Source organism: uncultured Arthrobacter sp., assembly GCF_902805515.1.
In the GTDB taxonomy this organism is placed as follows: domain Bacteria; phylum Actinomycetota; class Actinomycetes; order Actinomycetales; family Micrococcaceae; genus Arthrobacter_D.
Map to the genome: position 1 here is coordinate 1 of NZ_CADCTE010000147.1, position 16,255 is coordinate 16,255.

Below are 16,255 nucleotides of genomic sequence, written 5' to 3' on the forward strand. Positions count from 1 at the left end.
AACCCTGTGGAACGAGGTGAAGGACCGGCTGGGCCGGCCCGGTTCCGGGCTGTCCGGCGGGCAGCAGCAGCGGCTCTGCATCGCCCGGGCGATCGCCGTCTCCCCGCAGGTCATCCTGATGGACGAGCCGTGCTCGGCGCTGGACCCCATTTCGACGCTCGCCATCGAGGACCTGATCAACGAACTCAAGAACGAGTACACGGTGGTCATCGTCACCCACAACATGCAGCAGGCTGCGCGTGTCTCGGACAAGACCGCGTTCTTCAACATCGCAGGCACCGGCAAGCCCGGCAAGCTCATCGAGTACGGCGACACCGCCACCATCTTCAGCAAGCCCGCAGTCAAGGCCACCGAGGATTACGTCTCCGGCCGTTTCGGATAACCCGGGCAACCGGCCAGCTGCGGCCCCGCCGTCCCCGCCCGTCTGGCGGCCGACGGCGGGGCCGTTGCGCTTTAACGGCCGGTTCCGCGCGGACCCGCGGTCCCGGCGGTCCCCGGAAGGGCCTAGAGCAGTGGGCTGAGAGCCAGGAAGAAGACGGCGCCGAGCACCGCGGCCACCACAGCCGTGGCGAGCCAGACAGCGAAGATTTTCAGCAGCTCGGTCCCGTGCACCGAGGAGAACCGCTGGTTGGCCCCCGCACCGACAATGGCGGAGGTCATCGTGTGGGTGCTCGACAACGGAACCTGCAGGGAGATCGCGCCGACGAACAGCATCGCCGTGCTCACGCCCTGGGCGCTCATTCCGCGCAGCGGATCGATGCGGACGAGCCGGTTCGCCAGGGTGTGGGTGATGCGCCAGCCGCCGAAGAGCGAGCCGCAGGCGAGAAGCACGGCGGCGAACAGCTGAACCCACAACGGCATCGAGGTGCCCGTCGAAGCGCCGGCCGCGACGAGTGCGAGAAGGATGACGGCCATGGTGCGCTGGCCGTCCTGCAGGCCGTGCCCGAGCGCGAAGGCGCCGGCGAGCACCGACTGGGCCATCCGGTTTCCCTGGTTCACCTTCCGGGGAGAGTTGTGGCGCAGCAGCCAGGTCGCGGCGAACACGGTGAGGTAGGCCAGCAGGTACGCCACCAGCGGGGAGAGCAGCAGCGGCAGGACGATCTGGAGGAAAAAGACCCGCTCAGAGCCGGCGACGTTGTCCCCTCCCAGCAGGCCCGAGGCCCCGCCGGCGCCGATGAGACCACCGATCAGCGCGTGGGTCGACGACGAGGGCTTGCCCCGGTACCAGGTGAAAAGTCCCCAGGACCCGGCGCCGAGGAGGCCCGCCAGCAGGATGCCAAGGCCGGTGGAACCCGGCGGCAGGCGGAGCCCGGCGTCGGTGAGGAACAGGGCAAGCGAGGTGCTCAGCAGGGCGCCGGTGAGGTTGAACACCGCCGCGAGGAACACCGATACCGTCGGCGTCAGGGCACGGGTGCGCACCGCCGTCGCCACCGAGTTTGAGACGTCATGGAAGCCGTTGAGGAAAGCGAAGCCGCCGGCGCAGCCGATCACTGCGGCCAGGAGCACAGGCTCCACCTAGGATTCCTTGACCAGGATGCTGCCCACGTGGGTTGCGACCTTGCGGATGTCCTTTGTGACGTCGACGAGCTGGTTGGCGACGTCGCGGTGCCGTGCATAGGCCAACGGCTTGTGTTCCCTCAACAGTTCCGCGCACCAGCTCCGGTGGGTCCGCTCTGCGCGGCGGGCGAGGCGGAGGATCTCGATCCAGTATTCCTCGAGCTCATCCATCGAATCGAGGCGCTGCATGGCGGTGGCTGTCAGTTCGGCCTGCCGGTTGATCACCTCGAGCTGCTCGGCGGCCCGGGGGCTTAACCGGTTCAGTTTGTACAGGGCGATCAGCTCCGCAGCGCCGTCCAGCTTCTCGATGGCCTCATTGAGAAGGCGCGACAACGTGTAGAGGTCCTCCCGCGGCAGGGGGTTCACGAAGGACGTGCGCATCGAGGTCAGCAGCGCGAAGTGGAGGTCCGTGGAGACGGCCTCGTGCTGGTGGAGTTCCTCGGCGAGGTGGTCGTATTCCTCGGTCGAGGCTCCGAGCACTGCGGACATGGTGCCCACGCCCAAAATCAGCTGACGGGCCATGCGTGACAGGAGTTCGAGGCCTGCATTTTCCTGAGGGAAGAGGCGTAACTTCACTAATGCTTCCTGGTCTCAGGCACGGACGGCCGGATCGATGGGGTGGGGGTGCACGGCAACTGGGCACGTTAATGGCGTCGAACCGGGAGCGCCTCTCGGCGGAAGGCCGCTCGAAGCGGCTGAGTGTTGAAGCCCGGGGGTTCCACGGTCCGACGCCACTTTCAGTTTTCTCCTCAGCCGGGCCTGTGTCAACATTGCGTCCCGGCAGCGCCTAGTCAAGCTCCCCGCGGCGCCATGCTGCGGCCGCGTATTCAAGGTCCTCGGCCGTCTTTATCAGCTGATGTGAGTTCCGTGTGAGTTTCGACGCATGGGCGCCGTTTGAATGCTGCGCCTGTTCCGCGTGGTTCACCTGGCCCAGCGCAACGACCCTGCAGAAAGCGGCGAAGCGTTCGAGGGCGACGTCGAAGTCCCCCTGAAAGGCGCCGGAGAGGATCATGTCGGCCATATCGGACATCTCCGTTGCGCCGGGAGGCTCCGCCACTCCTGCGACGACGTTCGAAACCTGGGCGACCTCCTTGCCGGAGCTGAAGTAGGAGGCAATACGCTCGGGATCCTTCTGCGTGGCAGCGCGCAGGGCGTAGAGGCGCCACAGTGCGCCCGGGAGGGACCGGGCCGGACTTTCGGCCCACATTTCCGCCACCGCCTCGAGGCCCTGCCGGTCGGCAAGTTCAACAAGCCGCCGTGTCACCTCCGGATCGTCGGCCTCCCTGCCGTGGTGCACAAGGGCGTGAGCTGCCATATGCGCGGCCTCGGAGACCCGCGCCGGGTCGACTCCGCCGGCGAAGATCTCAAAATCAGCCGGAGCGAAGGGCTTGGGCTTGTGCGGCCGCGGGCTCTTGTTCGTGTAGTCGCCGTCCATGCAATGAGGATACTCCTGCCGCCGGAGCGCTCCGAAGGGGTGCCGGCAGTACCGTTCAACGGGCCGGCCGTGCATACGATAAAGTTAAAAAATCGTTCAGGCGCGGTAATGCCGCCTGCGCGGAACGGGCCTTTAGCTCAGTTGGTAGAGCATCGGACTTTTAATCCGTGGGTCGTGGGTTCGAGCCCCACAGGGCCCACTCCTCCGGGAGTGCTGACAACCCCGCCCGGCACCGCGCCGGGCGGGGTTTTCTGCGTCCGGCGCGGTGCCGGATGCGGGGGGATTGACTACGGCCCGTGGTGCGTCTGCAATGGAGGGACAACCGCCCGACGGGCCAAGGGCCCGGACGGCATCTGCGAAAGTAGTCCGATGCCCGACGCCACCGCACTGATCGTTGCCGCCGCTGCCATAGCGGCGCTGGCCGGCTGCGCCGCCTGGCGCATCGATGCCGCCCTCAAGCGCAGGGCGGATGCCGATACCCTTTTCTGGCTCGTCTTCGCCTCACTGCTGGCCCTGGTCGCCGGATGCCTAGCGGCGGTCCCGGCGGGTGCCGGGGGCGCCGCCGCTGCGGCTGCGGTCGTCGCAACCACCGCAGGGACCGGCTGGGTCGGGCTGAGGGAGCAGCGGCGGGCCGGGACCCGGAGGGCGGCCGCCGCCTCCGGGCGGCTGCGCTCCCTCGAGGCCCGGCACGACGCCGTGCTGCGCCGCTGGGCGGCCTACGAACTCGACCCGGCACTGGCCCTTGACTACCCGGCAATGAGCGACACCCGCGGGCCCGAGTCGCGCCGGGTGCTTGCCGCCATGCGCGAAGCCCTGCACCGGCGCCGGGCCCTCGATCCGAAGCCGGCAGCAGGGCAGGAGTCCGGGACGGGTTCCCTCCTGGCCGACTACGCCGCGTCGGTCCTGGCGCTGGAGCGGGCCCTGGGTGCGGCGGAGGCGGCGGCAGGTGTCGAACCGTCGCAGGGACCCGCGCGGCTGCCCAAGGAGCCTCCGCGGCGACGCGTGGGCCCCCCGCGGGCGCCGTCACCGGAGGCGTAACGGCCGACACCGGGGGGTGAGTTTGATGACGCCGGGCGCATTCCCGGCGCGACCGTCCCCGGGAAATTTCGCCCGCGCCGGCGCCCGAGGGGGGAACTCCGGGTGCCGTTTCCGGAAGCTCCAGGTCGAAATCGTTATCGTCAAGGCGGTGCCGCCCCGGCTGCCGCCCGGTAGGGTTTGATACCGGACAGGGATGATACGGAAGGGACTTATGCGCTTCTTGAGACGGTGCTTGACTGCGCTGACGGCTGCCGCAATGGTCGCAGCCGGTGGTATTTTCGCCACTGGATCCGCAGCGGATCCCGCCTCCGCGGTTCCCGTCCCCGCAAAGCCCGCCGCGCACGTCGCGGTAGCGGAGAAGGCCGCCGAGGCTTCCCCGGTCCGGGTCGCAACCTACAATGCCAGCCTCAACCGGCAGAACCCCGGGGACCTTGTCCGCGAACTGTCTGGCACCACGAGTACCCAGGCGCGGGCGGTCGCAGGGATCATCAAGGCCACCGCTCCCGACGTGGTGCTCCTCAACGAATTCGACTACGACCCCGAACACCGCGCGGCCGAGCTCTTTCGCACCAATTACCTCGCGGTCGGCACGGGCGGTGCGCCGGGTATCACCTACCCCTACGTCTACACCGCGCCGTCCAATACCGGTGTTCCCAGCGGCTTGGACCTCAACAACGACGGCAGCGTCGGCGGGCCGGACGACGCGTTCGGCTACGGGGCCTTCGAGGGCCAGTACGGAATGGTTCTCTACTCGAAGCATCCGATCGATACAGCGAACGTCCGCACCTTTCAGAACTTCAAGTGGAGCGACATGCCAGGCGCGCTGCTTCCCACCGATCCGGTGTCGGGCGGAGCCGACTGGTACTCCGCCGACGAACTGGCCCAGGTGCGGCTCTCCAGCAAGTCCCACTGGGATGTTCCGGTGATCATCGGCAGGAAGTCGATCCACATCCTGGCCAGCCACCCCACGCCGCCGGTCTTCGACGGGCGCGAGGACCGCAACGGCAGGCGCAACAACGATGAGATCCGGTTGTGGGCCGACTACGTCGAAGGCGGGAAGGCAGCGGCCTACCTTTACGACGACCAGGGCCGGTGGGGCGGGCTCGACGGGGGCGAGCGGTTCGTCATCCTGGGGGACCAGAACAGCGATCCCCAGGACGGCGACTCCATCGCGGGCTCGATCGACCAGCTCCTGATCCACCGCCTGGTGCATGACCCGCTGCCCTCCTCCGAGGGGGCGGCGGAGGCGTCGGCCCTCCAGGGCGGCGCCAACGCGCGCCACCGCGGACTCCCGGAGCACGACACCGCCGACTTCGAGGACCAGTCCGCCGGGAACCTCCGCGTTGACTACGTGCTGCCCTCGAAAAACCTGCCGGTGCTACGAAGCGGAGTCTTCTGGCCGCGGGTGGGAACCCCCGGCTCCGAGTTGACCGGAATCTTCCCGTTTCCCTCAAGTGACCACCGCCTCGTCTACGCCGATCTGAGGGTTCGGGGCAGCTAGAGTCCGCTGGGACTTGATGGGCCGGCCGAGCTAACCTACGCTTGCGTAAGTTACGCTGCCGTAGGTTGTGCGGCGCTTCCCGGAAAAGGCAGGTCCACCATGACATCGCAGAACTCAAAGCAGCGGGCGAGACCGGGGTTCCGGCCCTCCAAAACCGACTCGGCTGTCGATCTTTCCAGCTACGCGCGGGACAACCCCGACGCGAAGGGCCCCCGGCCGATCCTCGACGGACCCCGTCCCCTGGGCACCCAGATCGCCGTGTACATCGGGGTGCTGCTTCCCCTGGTGGCCCTTCTTGCGGCGGTCCCGCTGGCCTGGGGCTGGGGACTGACCTGGACCGACGTCGTCCTGTTCTTCGCCTTCTATGGAGTGAGCGGCCTCGGGGTCACCGTCGGCTATCACAGATACTTCACCCACGGATCCTTCCGGGCCGTAAAGCCCCTCAGGGCCGCCCTGGCCATCGCGGGTTCCCTGTCCGTCCAGGGGTCGGTGATTACGTGGGTGGCCGACCACCGCCGCCACCACGCTTTTTCGGACACGGACGGCGACCCCCATTCCCCGTGGGCCTTCGGAAACACGCCCTGGGCGCTCGCGAAAGGCTTCTGGCACGCGCACATGGGCTGGCTGTTCGAGCGGGATGAAACGAATAAGATCCGCTTCGCGCCCGATCTGGTTAAGGATCCGATGATCCAGCGCATCGATCGACTGTTCGGCGCGTGGATCCTGATCACGCTCTTCCTGCCGGCGCTGATCGGCGGGCTGGTCACGCAGAGCTGGTGGGGCGCACTGACGGCCTTCTTCTGGGCCGGGCTGGTGCGGGTCGCGGTGCTCCACCACATCACCTGGTCGGTCAATTCCATCTGCCACATGGTCGGCGAACGGCCCTATCACTCCCGCGACAAGGCCGGGAACTTCTGGCCGCTGGCCCTCGCGTCGTTCGGTGAGTCCTGGCACAATTCCCACCATGCCGATCCGACCTGTGCGCGGCATGGGGTGGACAAGGGTCAGATCGACATTTCCGCCCGCGTCATTCGCATCTTCGAGAAGTTCGGGTGGGCGTCCTCCGTCCGCTGGCCGGTGCGGGAGCGCTTCGAAAAGCTGGCGGCGCGGGCGCAGCGGTGACCCGGCGCGGGGCAGCTTCGACCGGCCCGGCTTAACGAAAAGCTGGCTCCACGTTCTGCGTATGGGGGAATCGCAGAAAGGGGAGCCAGCGGTTTAAGTATACTGCGAACTGATCGTCGAATGTCCAAGGGGGAGGTGGGATGGCAGTCACAGCAAAAGCGTTCCAGCTGTGGCGCCAGGAGATAGCTCCCACGGATTCGGTCTCCGACCTCTGCCGCTCGGCAGGCATCAAGCGCTCGACGCTTGCCCAGCAGCTCGTGCGTGGGAAAGTGTCGGTCAGCACCCTGCTTGCGGTCGCGCGGGGTTACGGGCTCGATCCGGTCTGTGCCCTCGCACAGTTCGAGGGCTACACGGACCTCCTCACGGGAATGCGGGCGCCGACCAGTGCCGAACTCCTCAGCCAGGTCTCCCACCGGGACATCCTCAAGCTCCTGGTGGCCCGCGGCGAGGGGATCGGGAACGGATTGTCGGACCTTGATCCCTTCCCTCACCGCAACTCGGTGCGCGCCTGGGTCGAGGCGATCGATCCCGGTGATCTCCGGCAGCAGCTGTCGGAGCGTTCGGGCATCGCCCGCCAGAACCTCTCCGCGCAGCTCAGTGCGGGGCGCCTCAGCCCGGGGCTTGCCATCGAGGCGTCCCGGATCGCCGGCGTCTCCCTCACCAGTGGGCTCGTCGTGACGGGCCTGCTCACCTGCGCCGAGGGCGGCTGGCCCGTCACCGGGCGCGCCGATGCGCTCAACGCCCTGTCGGACACGGACCTGGTCCTCCTGGCGCGGGACCGGCTGGATGCCCTCGGCAAGCAGCTTCGGAAGGCGGACGCGGATGAGAACCGCGATCGTGCGATCTGGGACAACCTGGGATGAGCGGCCATCCGATCCAGTGGGCGGCCCTGCTGCTGTGCGTCCTGGGCGCCCTGCTGCGCGTGCCCGGCGTGCGTCGGGGCAGGGGCCGGATGATCTTCGCTGCCCTCGTCCTGATGGCCATCGCCGTGGCGCTGTCCCTCCCGCCCATCTACCTCCCGGTGGATGGAGTCCTAGGCGGCTGGAATGCGGCGAACCTGGTCATCCGCCTCTCGCTCTACGCCGTCGTCGTCCTGCTGGGACTGCGGATGGCCGCCGCCTTCGGCGCGGAGCGGGTGCGCACCCTCATCGTGGGACCGGCGGGGATCACTGTGCTGCTGGTCACCGTGGCCGCCACCTTGATCCTTTTCGCCCTCAGCGACCTTCCGGTGTCCTCCACCGGGCTGGCCGAGTATGCGGGCCAGCCGACCGTGGAGCAGTATGCCGATATCGGCCGCCTCTACCCGGGATACGTGTCGGCCTGCCTGGTGGTGCCGGCGGCCACCGGGTCCCTGCGCTCCGGTTCCCGGCCGGCCCACCGCATTGCCTGCTTCCTGCTCGCGGCGGGGTTCTTCTCCGTGCTCTGTTTTGCTGTCCTCGAGCTTTTCCAGGGCCTCGACCTCGGAGTCTTCGAGGTGGTCCTGCCCTTCGGGGCGATCCTGCTCGTCGTGTCCGGGCTGACCCTGATCTGGTTCAGCCGGCGCCGCGGCAGGCCTCGACAGCGGAATCCGCTCGCCTAGCGCCACTCCCGGACGGAATTGAAGCACAATCGTTGCCTGCTGGTGTTCACAGTTTCATGTTCATAGGAAATAATAATGAATATGTAACTGCCGCTGACAGTGGGGGGTCAGCGGATCGTTATGAGAACATCTGGGTGCGTCCGTCAGAACGGGTGGACGCACCCAGATGTGCAGCCCGCCCCAGGCTCGGGCGGGGCCGTCAGCTACTCGGCGTCATGGTCCGTCTCGATGATCTTGGCCAGGGACTCGAGGGCCTCCTCCGCCCCTTCACCTTCGGCGCGCAGGACGATAACGTCACCGTGGGTAGCCCCCAGGCTCATCAGCGACAGGATGCTCGAAGCGTCCATCGCCTCATCGACGGGATCGCCGTCCATCGCAATTGTCACCTCGACGGGAACCTCACCCGCTGCCTCGGCGAAGATTGACGCAGGGCGGGCGTGGAGTCCCACGCGGCTGGCTACAGTGGCTTTGCGTTCTGGCATTGTCTTTCCTTCGGTTCGGCGGGTAGGTCGATTCTGCTGGTCTTTCATCATCTGCTGTTCGGGGGCAGGTATCCACCCCGGAACCGGCGGAACCGGCTCCGGGGCGGATAACTTGTTCCCGTGCTGCGGCCGGGAGCGGCCCGGGCGGCTCAGGCGGCGACCGGTTCTGCCACGGCGGCGCTGCGGTCCAGCTTGCGGTCACGGAGCCGCTTGAGGGCGACGACGATGACGGCCGAGACCACCATCCCGACGATAATCGACAGGACGAACCCCGCAACCCCGTCAATGGCGAAGAAAACAAAGATTCCGCCATGCGGTGCCCGGGAGGTGACCCCGAAGCCCATCACCATTGCGCCGGTCACCGCTGCCCCGACCATTGAAGCGGGGATCACGCGCAGCGGGTCGGCCGCAGCGAACGGGATGGCGCCCTCGGAGATGAAGGACGCCCCAAGCAGCCAGGCGGCCTTGCCGTTCTCCCGCTCCGCCTGCGAGAACCGGCGGCGGTCGATCACCGTGGCGAGGGCCATCGCCAGCGGCGGGACCATGCCCGCCGCCATGACGGCCGCCATGATCTGCAGGGGTGCCGGGTTGGCGGCGGTTGCCGCGCCCAGGCCGGCGACGGCGAAGGAGTAGGCAACCTTATTGACGGGCCCGCCGAGGTCGAGAGCCATCATGAGGCCGAGGATGATCCCCAGCACCACGGCCGCCGATCCGGTCAACCCGGACAGCCAGTCGTTCAGCGCGGTGGTCAGTCCGGCGATCGGTCCGCCGAGCACGAGGAACATGAGACCGGAGGCGACGAGCGAGGCGACCAGCGGAATGATGACCACGGGCATGAGGCTGCGCAGCCACCGGGGGACGCTCAGCCGTCCGATCATCATTGCGACATAACCGGCGAGCAGGCCGCCGACGATACCGCCGAGGAATCCTGCGCCCATGAATCCGGCCACCGCTCCAGCGACGAAGCCTGGGGCGATGCCCGGGCGGTCCGCCAGTGCGTAGGCGATGTAGGCGGCCAGCGCCGGCACCAGGAAGCCCAGCGACAACTGGCCGATCTTGAAGGCCACGGCCCCGAGATAGGTGGCAAGGCCGCCCTCCGGCAGATTGCCGAAGTTGTTCTCGAGCACGACGGTGTCAGCGACCTCGGTGATGGCGTATCCGCCGATGAGGAAGCCGAGGGCGATCAGCAGGCCGCCGCCGGCGACGAAGGGGATCATGTAGCTGACGCCGGTGAGCAGCGCCCGCTTCAGGGTCCCGCCAATGCCTTCCCTGCTGGTGTCCGCGGCGGCGTCGTTTCCTCCCGCGTCACCGGCGACCCGGCGGGCCGAAGGGTTGCGGGCCGCCGCGACGGCCTCCTCGACCATCTCGCCGGGCTCGTCGATGCCGCGCTTAACCGGAGCGCTGATGACCGGAAGGCCGGCGAAGCGCTGCTTGTCCCGGACGTCGACGTCGACGGCGAAGATGACGGCGTCCGCCGCCGCGATCACGGCCGGGTCGAGAGGCGTTGCCCCCGAGGAGCCCTGGGTTTCGACCTGCAGGTCGATGCCGCGCTCCTTGGCCGCGGCGACGAGGGAGTCGGCCGCCATGTAGGTGTGGGCGATGCCCGTGGGGCACGCGGTGACCGCGACCAGGCGGCGGACCTCGCCATCCTTCGCGGATGCTGGGACTTCACCGGAGGGGGCCTGGTCGGTGCCGCCCGGAGCAGCGAAGGCGGCAGCGTGTGCGCCGGAACCAGTTCCGGCACCAGCCGCCGCACCGGCGGCGGCACCCACTGGTGCTGCAGCCGGAGCCTTCCCGGTGCCCAGTGCGCCTTCCACGAGGTCGACCACTTCCTGTTCGGAGCCGGCGTTCCTCAGGGCTGCGGTGAAGTCCTTCTTGATGAGGGACCGCGCGAGCTTCGACAGCAGCTTCAGGTGCTCCTGATCGGCGCCGTCGGGAGCGGCGATGAAGAACACGAGGTCCGCCGGTCCGTCCTTTGCGCCGAAGTCGACGGGCGGAGCCAGGCGGGCCATGGCGAGCGTTGGCTCGAGGACCGAGCCGGAGCGGCAGTGAGGGATCGCGATGCCACCGGGAATCCCGGTCGCGGTCTTTTCCTCACGGGCTAGGGCGTCGGCGTAAAGGCCGTCAGCACCGGAGGCCCGGCCTTGTGCGGCGACCTGTTCTGCAAGGTACCGGATGACCGCCGAGCGGTCAGTCCCGAGGTTTGAATCGAGAGTGACGAGGCTCGGCGTGATGAGATCGGACATTCAGTTTTCCTCCTTTGGAGACGATGCTGCCTGGTGCGCGGGTGCGCCGGAGTTGAGAGCTGGGGCGAAGGCGGTCAGGGTGACGGCCTCCGGGGTGGTCTGGTCGAGGGCCGGAACCTCGGATCCCGGCAGTGATGCGGCGGCCGAGCCGTGGGCAACGGCCTGGCGAAGGCACCCCTCCGGGTCTTCCCCGCCGGCGGCGGCGAGCAGGTAGCCGGCCAGCGCCGAATCTCCGGCGCCGACGGTCGACCGCGCCGAGACGGGGCTGTGGCGGGCGTGCCAGGCGCCCGAGGCGGTGACGAGCAGCGCACCGCGGGAGCCAAGCGTTGCAAGGACAGCGCCCACGCCTCCGCCGACCAGGGCGGTGCAGGCCGTAAGGGCGAGCTCGAGGTCCGTCTCAAGTTCGGTGCCCGACCCGATGCCGGTCAGCTCCGAAAGCTCCTCGGCGTTCGGTTTGAGCAGGTCCGGGGCTCCTGCAGCGGCGTGGGCGAGGGCGCTCCCCGATGAATCGACGGCGACCCGGGGCGCGTCGGCGCCGTATCGGTTCCGTACCGCAGCGGTTGCGGAGGCGTAGAAATCCACAGGCACCCCCGGCGGCAGCGACCCGGCCAGCACGAGCCAGGAGGCGCCGGCGCTGGCCGTCACCACAAGGTCGAGCAGCGCCGCAGTGTGCTCGGGGCCCAGTGTCGGACCCGGCTCGTTGACCTTGGTGGTGGTGCCGTCCGGTTCGGTCAGGGCGGTGTTGGTCCGCAGCGCCGCACCGATGGGCAGGTTCCGGTAGGGGACCGCCGCCGCGGCCAGCCCGGCGAGCACGGGATCGCCCTCGTCGCCGGGGAGCAGCGCCAGGGAGGGAATCGCCGATTTCGTGAGCGCGCGGCTCACATTGACGCCCTTGCCTCCTGCTTCCTGGTGGGCGCTGACAGCGCGGTGGACCTCGCCGCGGGTCAGGGCAAGGGGAAGCTCGACGGTCCGGTCGATGCTGGGATTGGCGGTCAGGGTGATGATCATGCGCTCACCACCTCGACCTGTGCGCGGGCGAGGGCGGCGGCCAGGGCGCCCCCGGGTGTTGAGTCAGTGACGACTGCATCAATTTCCTCCAGGGATGCGAAGCTGACGAGGGATTCCTCGCCGAACTTTGACGAATCGGCGAGCAGGACCACCCTGCGGGCCGAGCGGACGATGGCGGTTTTGACGGCGGCCTCGTCGGTGTCAGGAGTGCTGAGGCCGAAGTGCTCCGCCACGCCGTTGGCCCCGATAAAGGCAACGTCGGCACGGAGCCGGGAGAATGCGGCGACGGCGCTGCTGCCCACCCCGGCGCTGGTGAGCGCCCGGACCCGGCCGCCGATCAGATCGAGGTGGACGGAGGAGCCGCTGATGAGGTGAGCGATCGGAACCGAGTGGGTGATGACGGTGAGGTCGGTGCACGACTCGGCGGCGAGGAGGGCGGCCAGGGCCCCCGTTGTGGTGCCGGCGTCAAGGATCACCGATCCGGTCGAAGGAACCATGTCCAAGGCGGCCTTGGCGATCCGCTGCTTCTCGGCGCGGTACTGGGACTGACGGCTCTCAATACTTGATTCCCGGGTGCTGGCGGCATCCCGCGCGACGGCGCCGCCGTGCACCCGGCGCAGGACGCCGTCCTTCTCAAGCAGGGCCAGGTCGCGCCTCACGGTTTCGGCGGTGATGCCGAACCGCTCGGAAAGGTCCGTGACACTCACGCGGCCGTCCGTGCGTACGAGGGTGCTGATCTGGCGGTGGCGTTCTTCAGCGAACATGGCGACTCCGTTGTCCAGCCGGTCGAGGCGAGCAACCGTGGGTCCCCACCGCCGGTCTGTGTTTATGTGAGTTTATCTTTATCTTTGCCCGAAGGGCAAGGGTTTTTTCGGAACCCCCACAGATTCACAGGTGGAGGACATACAAAGGGCCGAGGCGCATGCGCCCCGGCCCTTTGGAGATGCTAGAAGAACTTCGACCCCCTGGGGGCTACAGGCCTTCCCGCGTCTCGTTGCGGGTGACGGTCTCCCCCGTGCCCGGATCGTGAAGCGAGCGGGACTCCGTGACCCGGCGCTGGCTGCGGGGAGCGCTGAGGAAGAGCGAGATGATCAGGCCGAGGAGTCCGACACCCATGAGGATGTACCCGACAAGGCGGAGGTCGATGAAGCTCACGATGTCGGCGACGGCAAAAGCAAGAATTGCCCCGATCGCGATCAAACCTATTGAGGATCCGATTCTCATGGCCATTACTCCTTGGTTGGAAATGCGTGATGGGCCGGCCCGATTTCCCGGGCTGCCCGACGGATGCCAAATCGCCGCTTGACGACGAGGTGGTGCTAAGCATACTTCTCACCCGGGCATTTCCCGCGGCATTCCGGCTGCGGGGCCCGCCGCGACCTGCGCCGTTGCGCCCATTGCGGGAGCGCGCCGGGAGCGAATATCCTGACTTTGCTGATGGTAGGATTGAACTGTAAGCATGCTGATGAAGTAGAGTGTCTAAAAGTTGCACTTCGGTGCATCGGATTTATCAGTTGAGTTATTCGCTTCGGCGGATGGCCATCACTCAAAGGAGCATCTCATGGGTATTCTAGGTTTTCTTCTTCTCGGCCTGATCGCCGGCGCCATCGCCAAGCTGATCCTGCCCGGGCGTCAGGGCGGCGGCTGGGTCATCACCCTCGTCCTCGGAGTTGTCGGCGCGATCCTCGGCGGCCTGATTGGCGGAGCGCTCTTCGGAACGGGAATTGAAGGCTTCTTCGATCTCTCCACCTGGCTGCTCGCTATCGGCGGTGCAATCATCGTCCTGCTCATCTACGGTGCCGTGACGAAGAACCGCTCGCGCGCATAATTCGGATGCACCCACTGGGTGCCGGCTGAACCTGGGGGAACAGCTGAGTTGGAGGCGCCGCCGGTTTTCCGGCGGCGCCTTTTCCGTGTCCGGCCGCTTGATCCGACCGACGAGGCTTCGGATACGCCCCCGATTTTCCCGCACCGCCGTCAACGGTCCGGTCCTAGACTGAATGCACGCCATCCCCATCGGATGGCCGGTTGTGAAAGGAACTCCAGCGAGTGAATCCACCGAACATTGGCCGGTCGAATCCGGCAGTGAAAGCCGCAAGCAGCGCCCTCTTCGATAAGGACGGTAACCCCAAGCCCGGGATCTACCGCGGCATCGAACGGGCAATCGACGTTCAACGCCCTCTGGTCCTGGCCAACCTGCGGCGCGTGCGCCGGCGTCATCCGGCGGCTACCCCGGCCGAACTTTCCGAACTCCTTGAGCGCGACTATCTGCGGGCCATCACGGCGGCCGGTGCGGCGGTAGGTGCGACGGCGGCGGTGCCGGCCGTCGGTACAATCGCCTCGCTGGGCCTCTCGGCTGCCGCTACCGTGGGATTCCTTGAGGCGACCGCGCTCTACGCCCAGTCGATCGCCGAACTGCATGGAGTCCACACCGACGACCCGGAGCGGTCGCGCACCATGGTGATGGCCATCCTGATGGGTGAGGAGGGGATGGCGCTCATTCAGTCAGGATTGGGCGGGTCCTCGGTGTCCTCAGGGCAGCAACCCTGGGGGAACGCCGTGGGCAGCGCCGCGCCGGCCTCCCTCGTCCGCGCCCTGAGCGCGAGCATCCGGCGCCGGTTCATCCGCCGGATGGTCGCCCGGCAGGGTGGTGCCCTCCTCGGCCGCGCACTCCCCTTCGGTGTGGGCGCCGCGATCGGTGGGGCGGGCAACCATGCGATGGGCAAGGCAGTCATCAACGCCACCCGGACCGCGTTCGGGCCGCCGCCGCTGGTTGTTCCCGGCGACCTCGCGAACACCCTGGACGCCGCACCGGAGCGACCTTCGTCCGGGTCCGGGTCCGGGTCCGGGCCCGGAGCCTAGGACCGCGCCGGCCGTCGACCGCTTCAGCGAAATGGGAGCGGACGCCGGCCGGCAGTGGTGGGTCCGGCGAAGGCGGCCCGGCTCGTGACCGGGCCGGGCCCCTGCCTCCGGGATTTGTCAGCCGAAGACCGCGTGAGCGAGCGCGAAGATGGCGAGTCCCGCCAGGGAGCCAACGACGGTGCCGTTGATGCGGATGAACTGGAGATCCTTGCCGACCTGGAGCTCGATCTTCCGTGAGGTTTCCTCGGCATCCCAGCGCCCAACTGTCTCGGAGATCACCCCGGCAATTTCGCTGCGGTAGGTCCGCACTGCATAGGCCGCACCGTCGGAGATCCACCGGTTCACCTTGGCCGCCAGTTCCGGGTCGCTGGCGAGCCGGCCGCCGAAGTCCCGCACCGCGGCCTTGAAGTTCTGTGTCAGCTCGCTCTGCGGATCGCTGACGGCCTCAAGCAGGGCACTCTTGATGGTGGCCCAGGTGCGGGCGGTCAGGTCGCGCACGCGGGGGTCGTCAAGGAGCTGGCCCTTGATCTCCTCTGCCTTGGCGATGGTCTCGGGGCTGTACTGCAGGTCCTGGGCGAGGTCCTTGAGGTACTTGTCGAGGGCGATCCGGACATCGTGGTGCTGATCGTCCTGGACCGCGCGGATGAACTTCGACAGCTCGGCATAGACGCGGTCTCCCACTACCCCGTCGACGAGGCGCGGCACCCAGGTGGGCGAGCGCTGGGCCACGACCCGGGTCACCACTGCGTAGTTGGCATCCACCCAGTCGGCAGCCCGGTCCACCAGCAGGTCGACGAGGCGGTGGTGGTGCCCCTCCCGGAACAGCCGCTCTGCGATCCTTCCAACCGGCGGACCCCACGGCGGAGCCAGCACATGCTTGCGGACCATCGACTCGATGACACCCTGGACCGCTTCGTCATTGAGCACGGTGAACGCGCCGCGGATCAGTGCAGCGCCTTCGACGGCGACGCGGTCGGCGCTCTCGGGGCGCGCAAGCCAGCTGCCGGCCTTCTCCGCAATCCGGGCTGAGTCGAGTTTCGCCCGCACCACGGCCTCGGAAAGGAAATTCTCTTCGACGAACTGCCCGAGGGATTCGCCGATCTGGTCCTTCTTCCGGGGGATGATCGCCGTATGGGGAATCTTCAGCCCCATCGGGTGCTTGAAGAGCGCCGTGACGGCGAACCAGTCCGCAAGGGCGCCGACCATGCCCCCTTCGGCCGCAGCACGCACATATTGAAGCCACGGATAGCGCTCCTGCAGCGCAAACGCGACAACGAAGATCACGGCGAGCACCCCGAGCAGGGCCGTGGCCAGGACCTTCATTCGGCGCAGCGCTGCGGCTCGTTCCTCATCGGTGCCCGGCGTTACATTCACCAGCCCAGTCTATCGAGCGCGGCGGCCCGATGTCCCTGCCGGCGTGTCCAT

General features: G+C 67.8%; 17 protein-coding genes and 1 tRNA gene. 9 read left to right on the top strand and 9 right to left on the bottom strand.

Going from position 1 to position 16,255, the window contains the following annotated elements; translation table 11 throughout:
* Positions 1 to 382, top strand: a 382-nt coding sequence (locus tag QZX79_RS13215; RefSeq protein WP_294568799.1) for a phosphate ABC transporter ATP-binding protein, incomplete at its 5' end; no start/stop codon positions are given.
* Positions 383 to 504: 122 nt separating this feature from the next.
* On the opposite strand, the gene QZX79_RS13220 is transcribed toward QZX79_RS13215, so the two are convergent.
* The 3 genes from QZX79_RS13220 to QZX79_RS13230 all read right to left on the bottom strand — a co-directional run bounded on the left by QZX79_RS13220 (position 505) and on the right by QZX79_RS13230 (position 2,992).
* Entirely contained in the window at positions 505 to 1,515 is a 1,011-nt protein-coding gene (locus QZX79_RS13220) for an inorganic phosphate transporter (RefSeq protein WP_294568801.1), read from the bottom strand.
* A complete protein-coding gene (locus QZX79_RS13225; RefSeq protein ID WP_294568803.1) occupies positions 1,516 to 2,133 on the bottom strand; it encodes a DUF47 domain-containing protein in 618 nt (205 codons plus the stop codon). It lies immediately after the preceding gene.
* 211 nt (positions 2,134 to 2,344) lie between these two features.
* On the bottom strand, positions 2,345 to 2,992 hold the full coding sequence (locus QZX79_RS13230; protein ID WP_294568805.1) for a hypothetical protein: 648 nt from the start codon (positions 2,990 to 2,992) through the stop codon (positions 2,345 to 2,347).
* A gap of 126 nt (positions 2,993 to 3,118) precedes the next feature.
* Between QZX79_RS13230 and QZX79_RS13235 the strand changes: the two genes are divergently transcribed.
* The 6 genes from QZX79_RS13235 to QZX79_RS13260 all read left to right on the top strand — a co-directional run bounded on the left by QZX79_RS13235 (position 3,119) and on the right by QZX79_RS13260 (position 8,232).
* A tRNA-Lys gene (locus QZX79_RS13235) sits at positions 3,119 to 3,191 on the top strand.
* A gap of 170 nt (positions 3,192 to 3,361) precedes the next feature.
* Positions 3,362 to 4,030: a hypothetical protein gene (locus QZX79_RS13240; RefSeq protein ID WP_294568807.1), complete on the top strand. Its 669-nt coding sequence runs from the start codon at positions 3,362 to 3,364 to the stop codon at positions 4,028 to 4,030.
* A gap of 232 nt (positions 4,031 to 4,262) precedes the next feature.
* Entirely contained in the window at positions 4,263 to 5,531 is a 1,269-nt protein-coding gene (locus tag QZX79_RS13245) for an endonuclease/exonuclease/phosphatase family protein (RefSeq protein ID WP_294568808.1), read from the top strand.
* Between the two features lie 99 nt (positions 5,532 to 5,630).
* A complete protein-coding gene (locus QZX79_RS13250) occupies positions 5,631 to 6,653 on the top strand; it encodes an acyl-CoA desaturase (protein WP_294568809.1) in 1,023 nt (340 codons plus the stop codon).
* Between the two features lie 140 nt (positions 6,654 to 6,793).
* Positions 6,794 to 7,516, top strand: coding sequence for a hypothetical protein (locus tag QZX79_RS13255; protein WP_294568810.1), 723 nt, complete (start codon positions 6,794 to 6,796; stop codon positions 7,514 to 7,516).
* Positions 7,513 to 8,232: a hypothetical protein gene (locus tag QZX79_RS13260; RefSeq protein ID WP_294568811.1), complete on the top strand. Its 720-nt coding sequence runs from the start codon at positions 7,513 to 7,515 to the stop codon at positions 8,230 to 8,232. Before QZX79_RS13255 ends, QZX79_RS13260 begins: the two co-directional genes overlap by 4 nt.
* 203 nt (positions 8,233 to 8,435) lie before the next feature.
* On the opposite strand, the gene QZX79_RS13265 is transcribed toward QZX79_RS13260, so the two are convergent.
* The 5 genes from QZX79_RS13265 to QZX79_RS13285 all read right to left on the bottom strand — a co-directional run bounded on the left by QZX79_RS13265 (position 8,436) and on the right by QZX79_RS13285 (position 13,192).
* On the bottom strand, positions 8,436 to 8,714 hold the full coding sequence (locus QZX79_RS13265; protein ID WP_294568812.1) for an HPr family phosphocarrier protein: 279 nt from the start codon (positions 8,712 to 8,714) through the stop codon (positions 8,436 to 8,438).
* 149 nt (positions 8,715 to 8,863) lie between these two features.
* On the bottom strand, positions 8,864 to 10,960 hold the full coding sequence (locus QZX79_RS13270) for a fructose-specific PTS transporter subunit EIIC (protein WP_294568814.1): 2,097 nt from the start codon (positions 10,958 to 10,960) through the stop codon (positions 8,864 to 8,866).
* Positions 10,961 to 11,968 carry a 1-phosphofructokinase family hexose kinase gene (locus QZX79_RS13275; RefSeq protein ID WP_294568816.1) on the bottom strand — a complete coding sequence of 336 codons (1,008 nt, stop codon included), beginning with the start codon at positions 11,966 to 11,968 and terminating at the stop codon, positions 10,961 to 10,963. It abuts the gene before it with no gap.
* Positions 11,965 to 12,732 carry a DeoR/GlpR family DNA-binding transcription regulator gene (locus QZX79_RS13280; RefSeq protein ID WP_294568818.1) on the bottom strand — a complete coding sequence of 256 codons (768 nt, stop codon included), beginning with the start codon at positions 12,730 to 12,732 and terminating at the stop codon, positions 11,965 to 11,967. The genes QZX79_RS13275 and QZX79_RS13280 overlap by 4 nt, the downstream gene beginning before the upstream one ends.
* 208 nt (positions 12,733 to 12,940) lie before the next feature.
* Entirely contained in the window at positions 12,941 to 13,192 is a 252-nt protein-coding gene (locus QZX79_RS13285; RefSeq protein ID WP_294568848.1) for a DUF6458 family protein, read from the bottom strand.
* 337 nt (positions 13,193 to 13,529) lie between these two features.
* On the opposite strand from QZX79_RS13285, the gene QZX79_RS13290 reads away from it, so the two are divergent.
* Positions 13,530 to 13,796, top strand: a complete 267-nt coding sequence (locus tag QZX79_RS13290; protein ID WP_294568821.1) for a GlsB/YeaQ/YmgE family stress response membrane protein — start codon at positions 13,530 to 13,532, stop codon at positions 13,794 to 13,796.
* A gap of 257 nt (positions 13,797 to 14,053) precedes the next feature.
* Entirely contained in the window at positions 14,054 to 14,830 is a 777-nt protein-coding gene (locus QZX79_RS13295; RefSeq protein WP_294568823.1) for a hypothetical protein, read from the top strand.
* Positions 14,831 to 14,947: 117 nt separating this feature from the next.
* Here the strand turns inward: QZX79_RS13295 and QZX79_RS13300 are convergent, their stop codons facing one another.
* Positions 14,948 to 16,153 (bottom strand): DUF445 domain-containing protein, encoded by a 1,206-nt coding sequence (locus QZX79_RS13300; RefSeq protein ID WP_294568850.1) that lies wholly within the window; start codon positions 16,151 to 16,153, stop codon positions 14,948 to 14,950.
* Positions 16,154 to 16,255 lie beyond the last annotated feature (102 nt).

Excerpts from the sequence above, each read along its gene's own strand:
- QZX79_RS13280 (WP_294568818.1), bottom strand. The coding sequence starts at position 12,732 with ATGTTCGCTGAAGAACGCCACCGCCAGATCAGCACCCTCGTACGCACG.
- QZX79_RS13250 (WP_294568809.1), top strand. The coding sequence starts at position 5,631 with ATGACATCGCAGAACTCAAAGCAGCGGGCGAGACCGGGGTTCCGGCCC.
- QZX79_RS13300 (WP_294568850.1), bottom strand. The coding sequence starts at position 16,153 with ATGAAGGTCCTGGCCACGGCCCTGCTCGGGGTGCTCGCCGTGATCTTC.
- QZX79_RS13265 (WP_294568812.1), bottom strand. The coding sequence starts at position 8,714 with ATGCCAGAACGCAAAGCCACTGTAGCCAGCCGCGTGGGACTCCACGCC.
- QZX79_RS13255 (WP_294568810.1), top strand. The coding sequence starts at position 6,794 with ATGGCAGTCACAGCAAAAGCGTTCCAGCTGTGGCGCCAGGAGATAGCT.
- QZX79_RS13230 (WP_294568805.1), bottom strand. The coding sequence starts at position 2,992 with ATGGACGGCGACTACACGAACAAGAGCCCGCGGCCGCACAAGCCCAAG.
- QZX79_RS13240 (WP_294568807.1), top strand. The coding sequence starts at position 3,362 with ATGCCCGACGCCACCGCACTGATCGTTGCCGCCGCTGCCATAGCGGCG.
- QZX79_RS13290 (WP_294568821.1), top strand. The coding sequence starts at position 13,530 with ATGGGTATTCTAGGTTTTCTTCTTCTCGGCCTGATCGCCGGCGCCATC.
- QZX79_RS13260 (WP_294568811.1), top strand. The coding sequence starts at position 7,513 with ATGAGCGGCCATCCGATCCAGTGGGCGGCCCTGCTGCTGTGCGTCCTG.
- QZX79_RS13270 (WP_294568814.1), bottom strand. The coding sequence starts at position 10,960 with ATGTCCGATCTCATCACGCCGAGCCTCGTCACTCTCGATTCAAACCTC.
- QZX79_RS13285 (WP_294568848.1), bottom strand. The coding sequence starts at position 13,192 with ATGAGAATCGGATCCTCAATAGGTTTGATCGCGATCGGGGCAATTCTT.
- QZX79_RS13275 (WP_294568816.1), bottom strand. The coding sequence starts at position 11,968 with ATGATCATCACCCTGACCGCCAATCCCAGCATCGACCGGACCGTCGAG.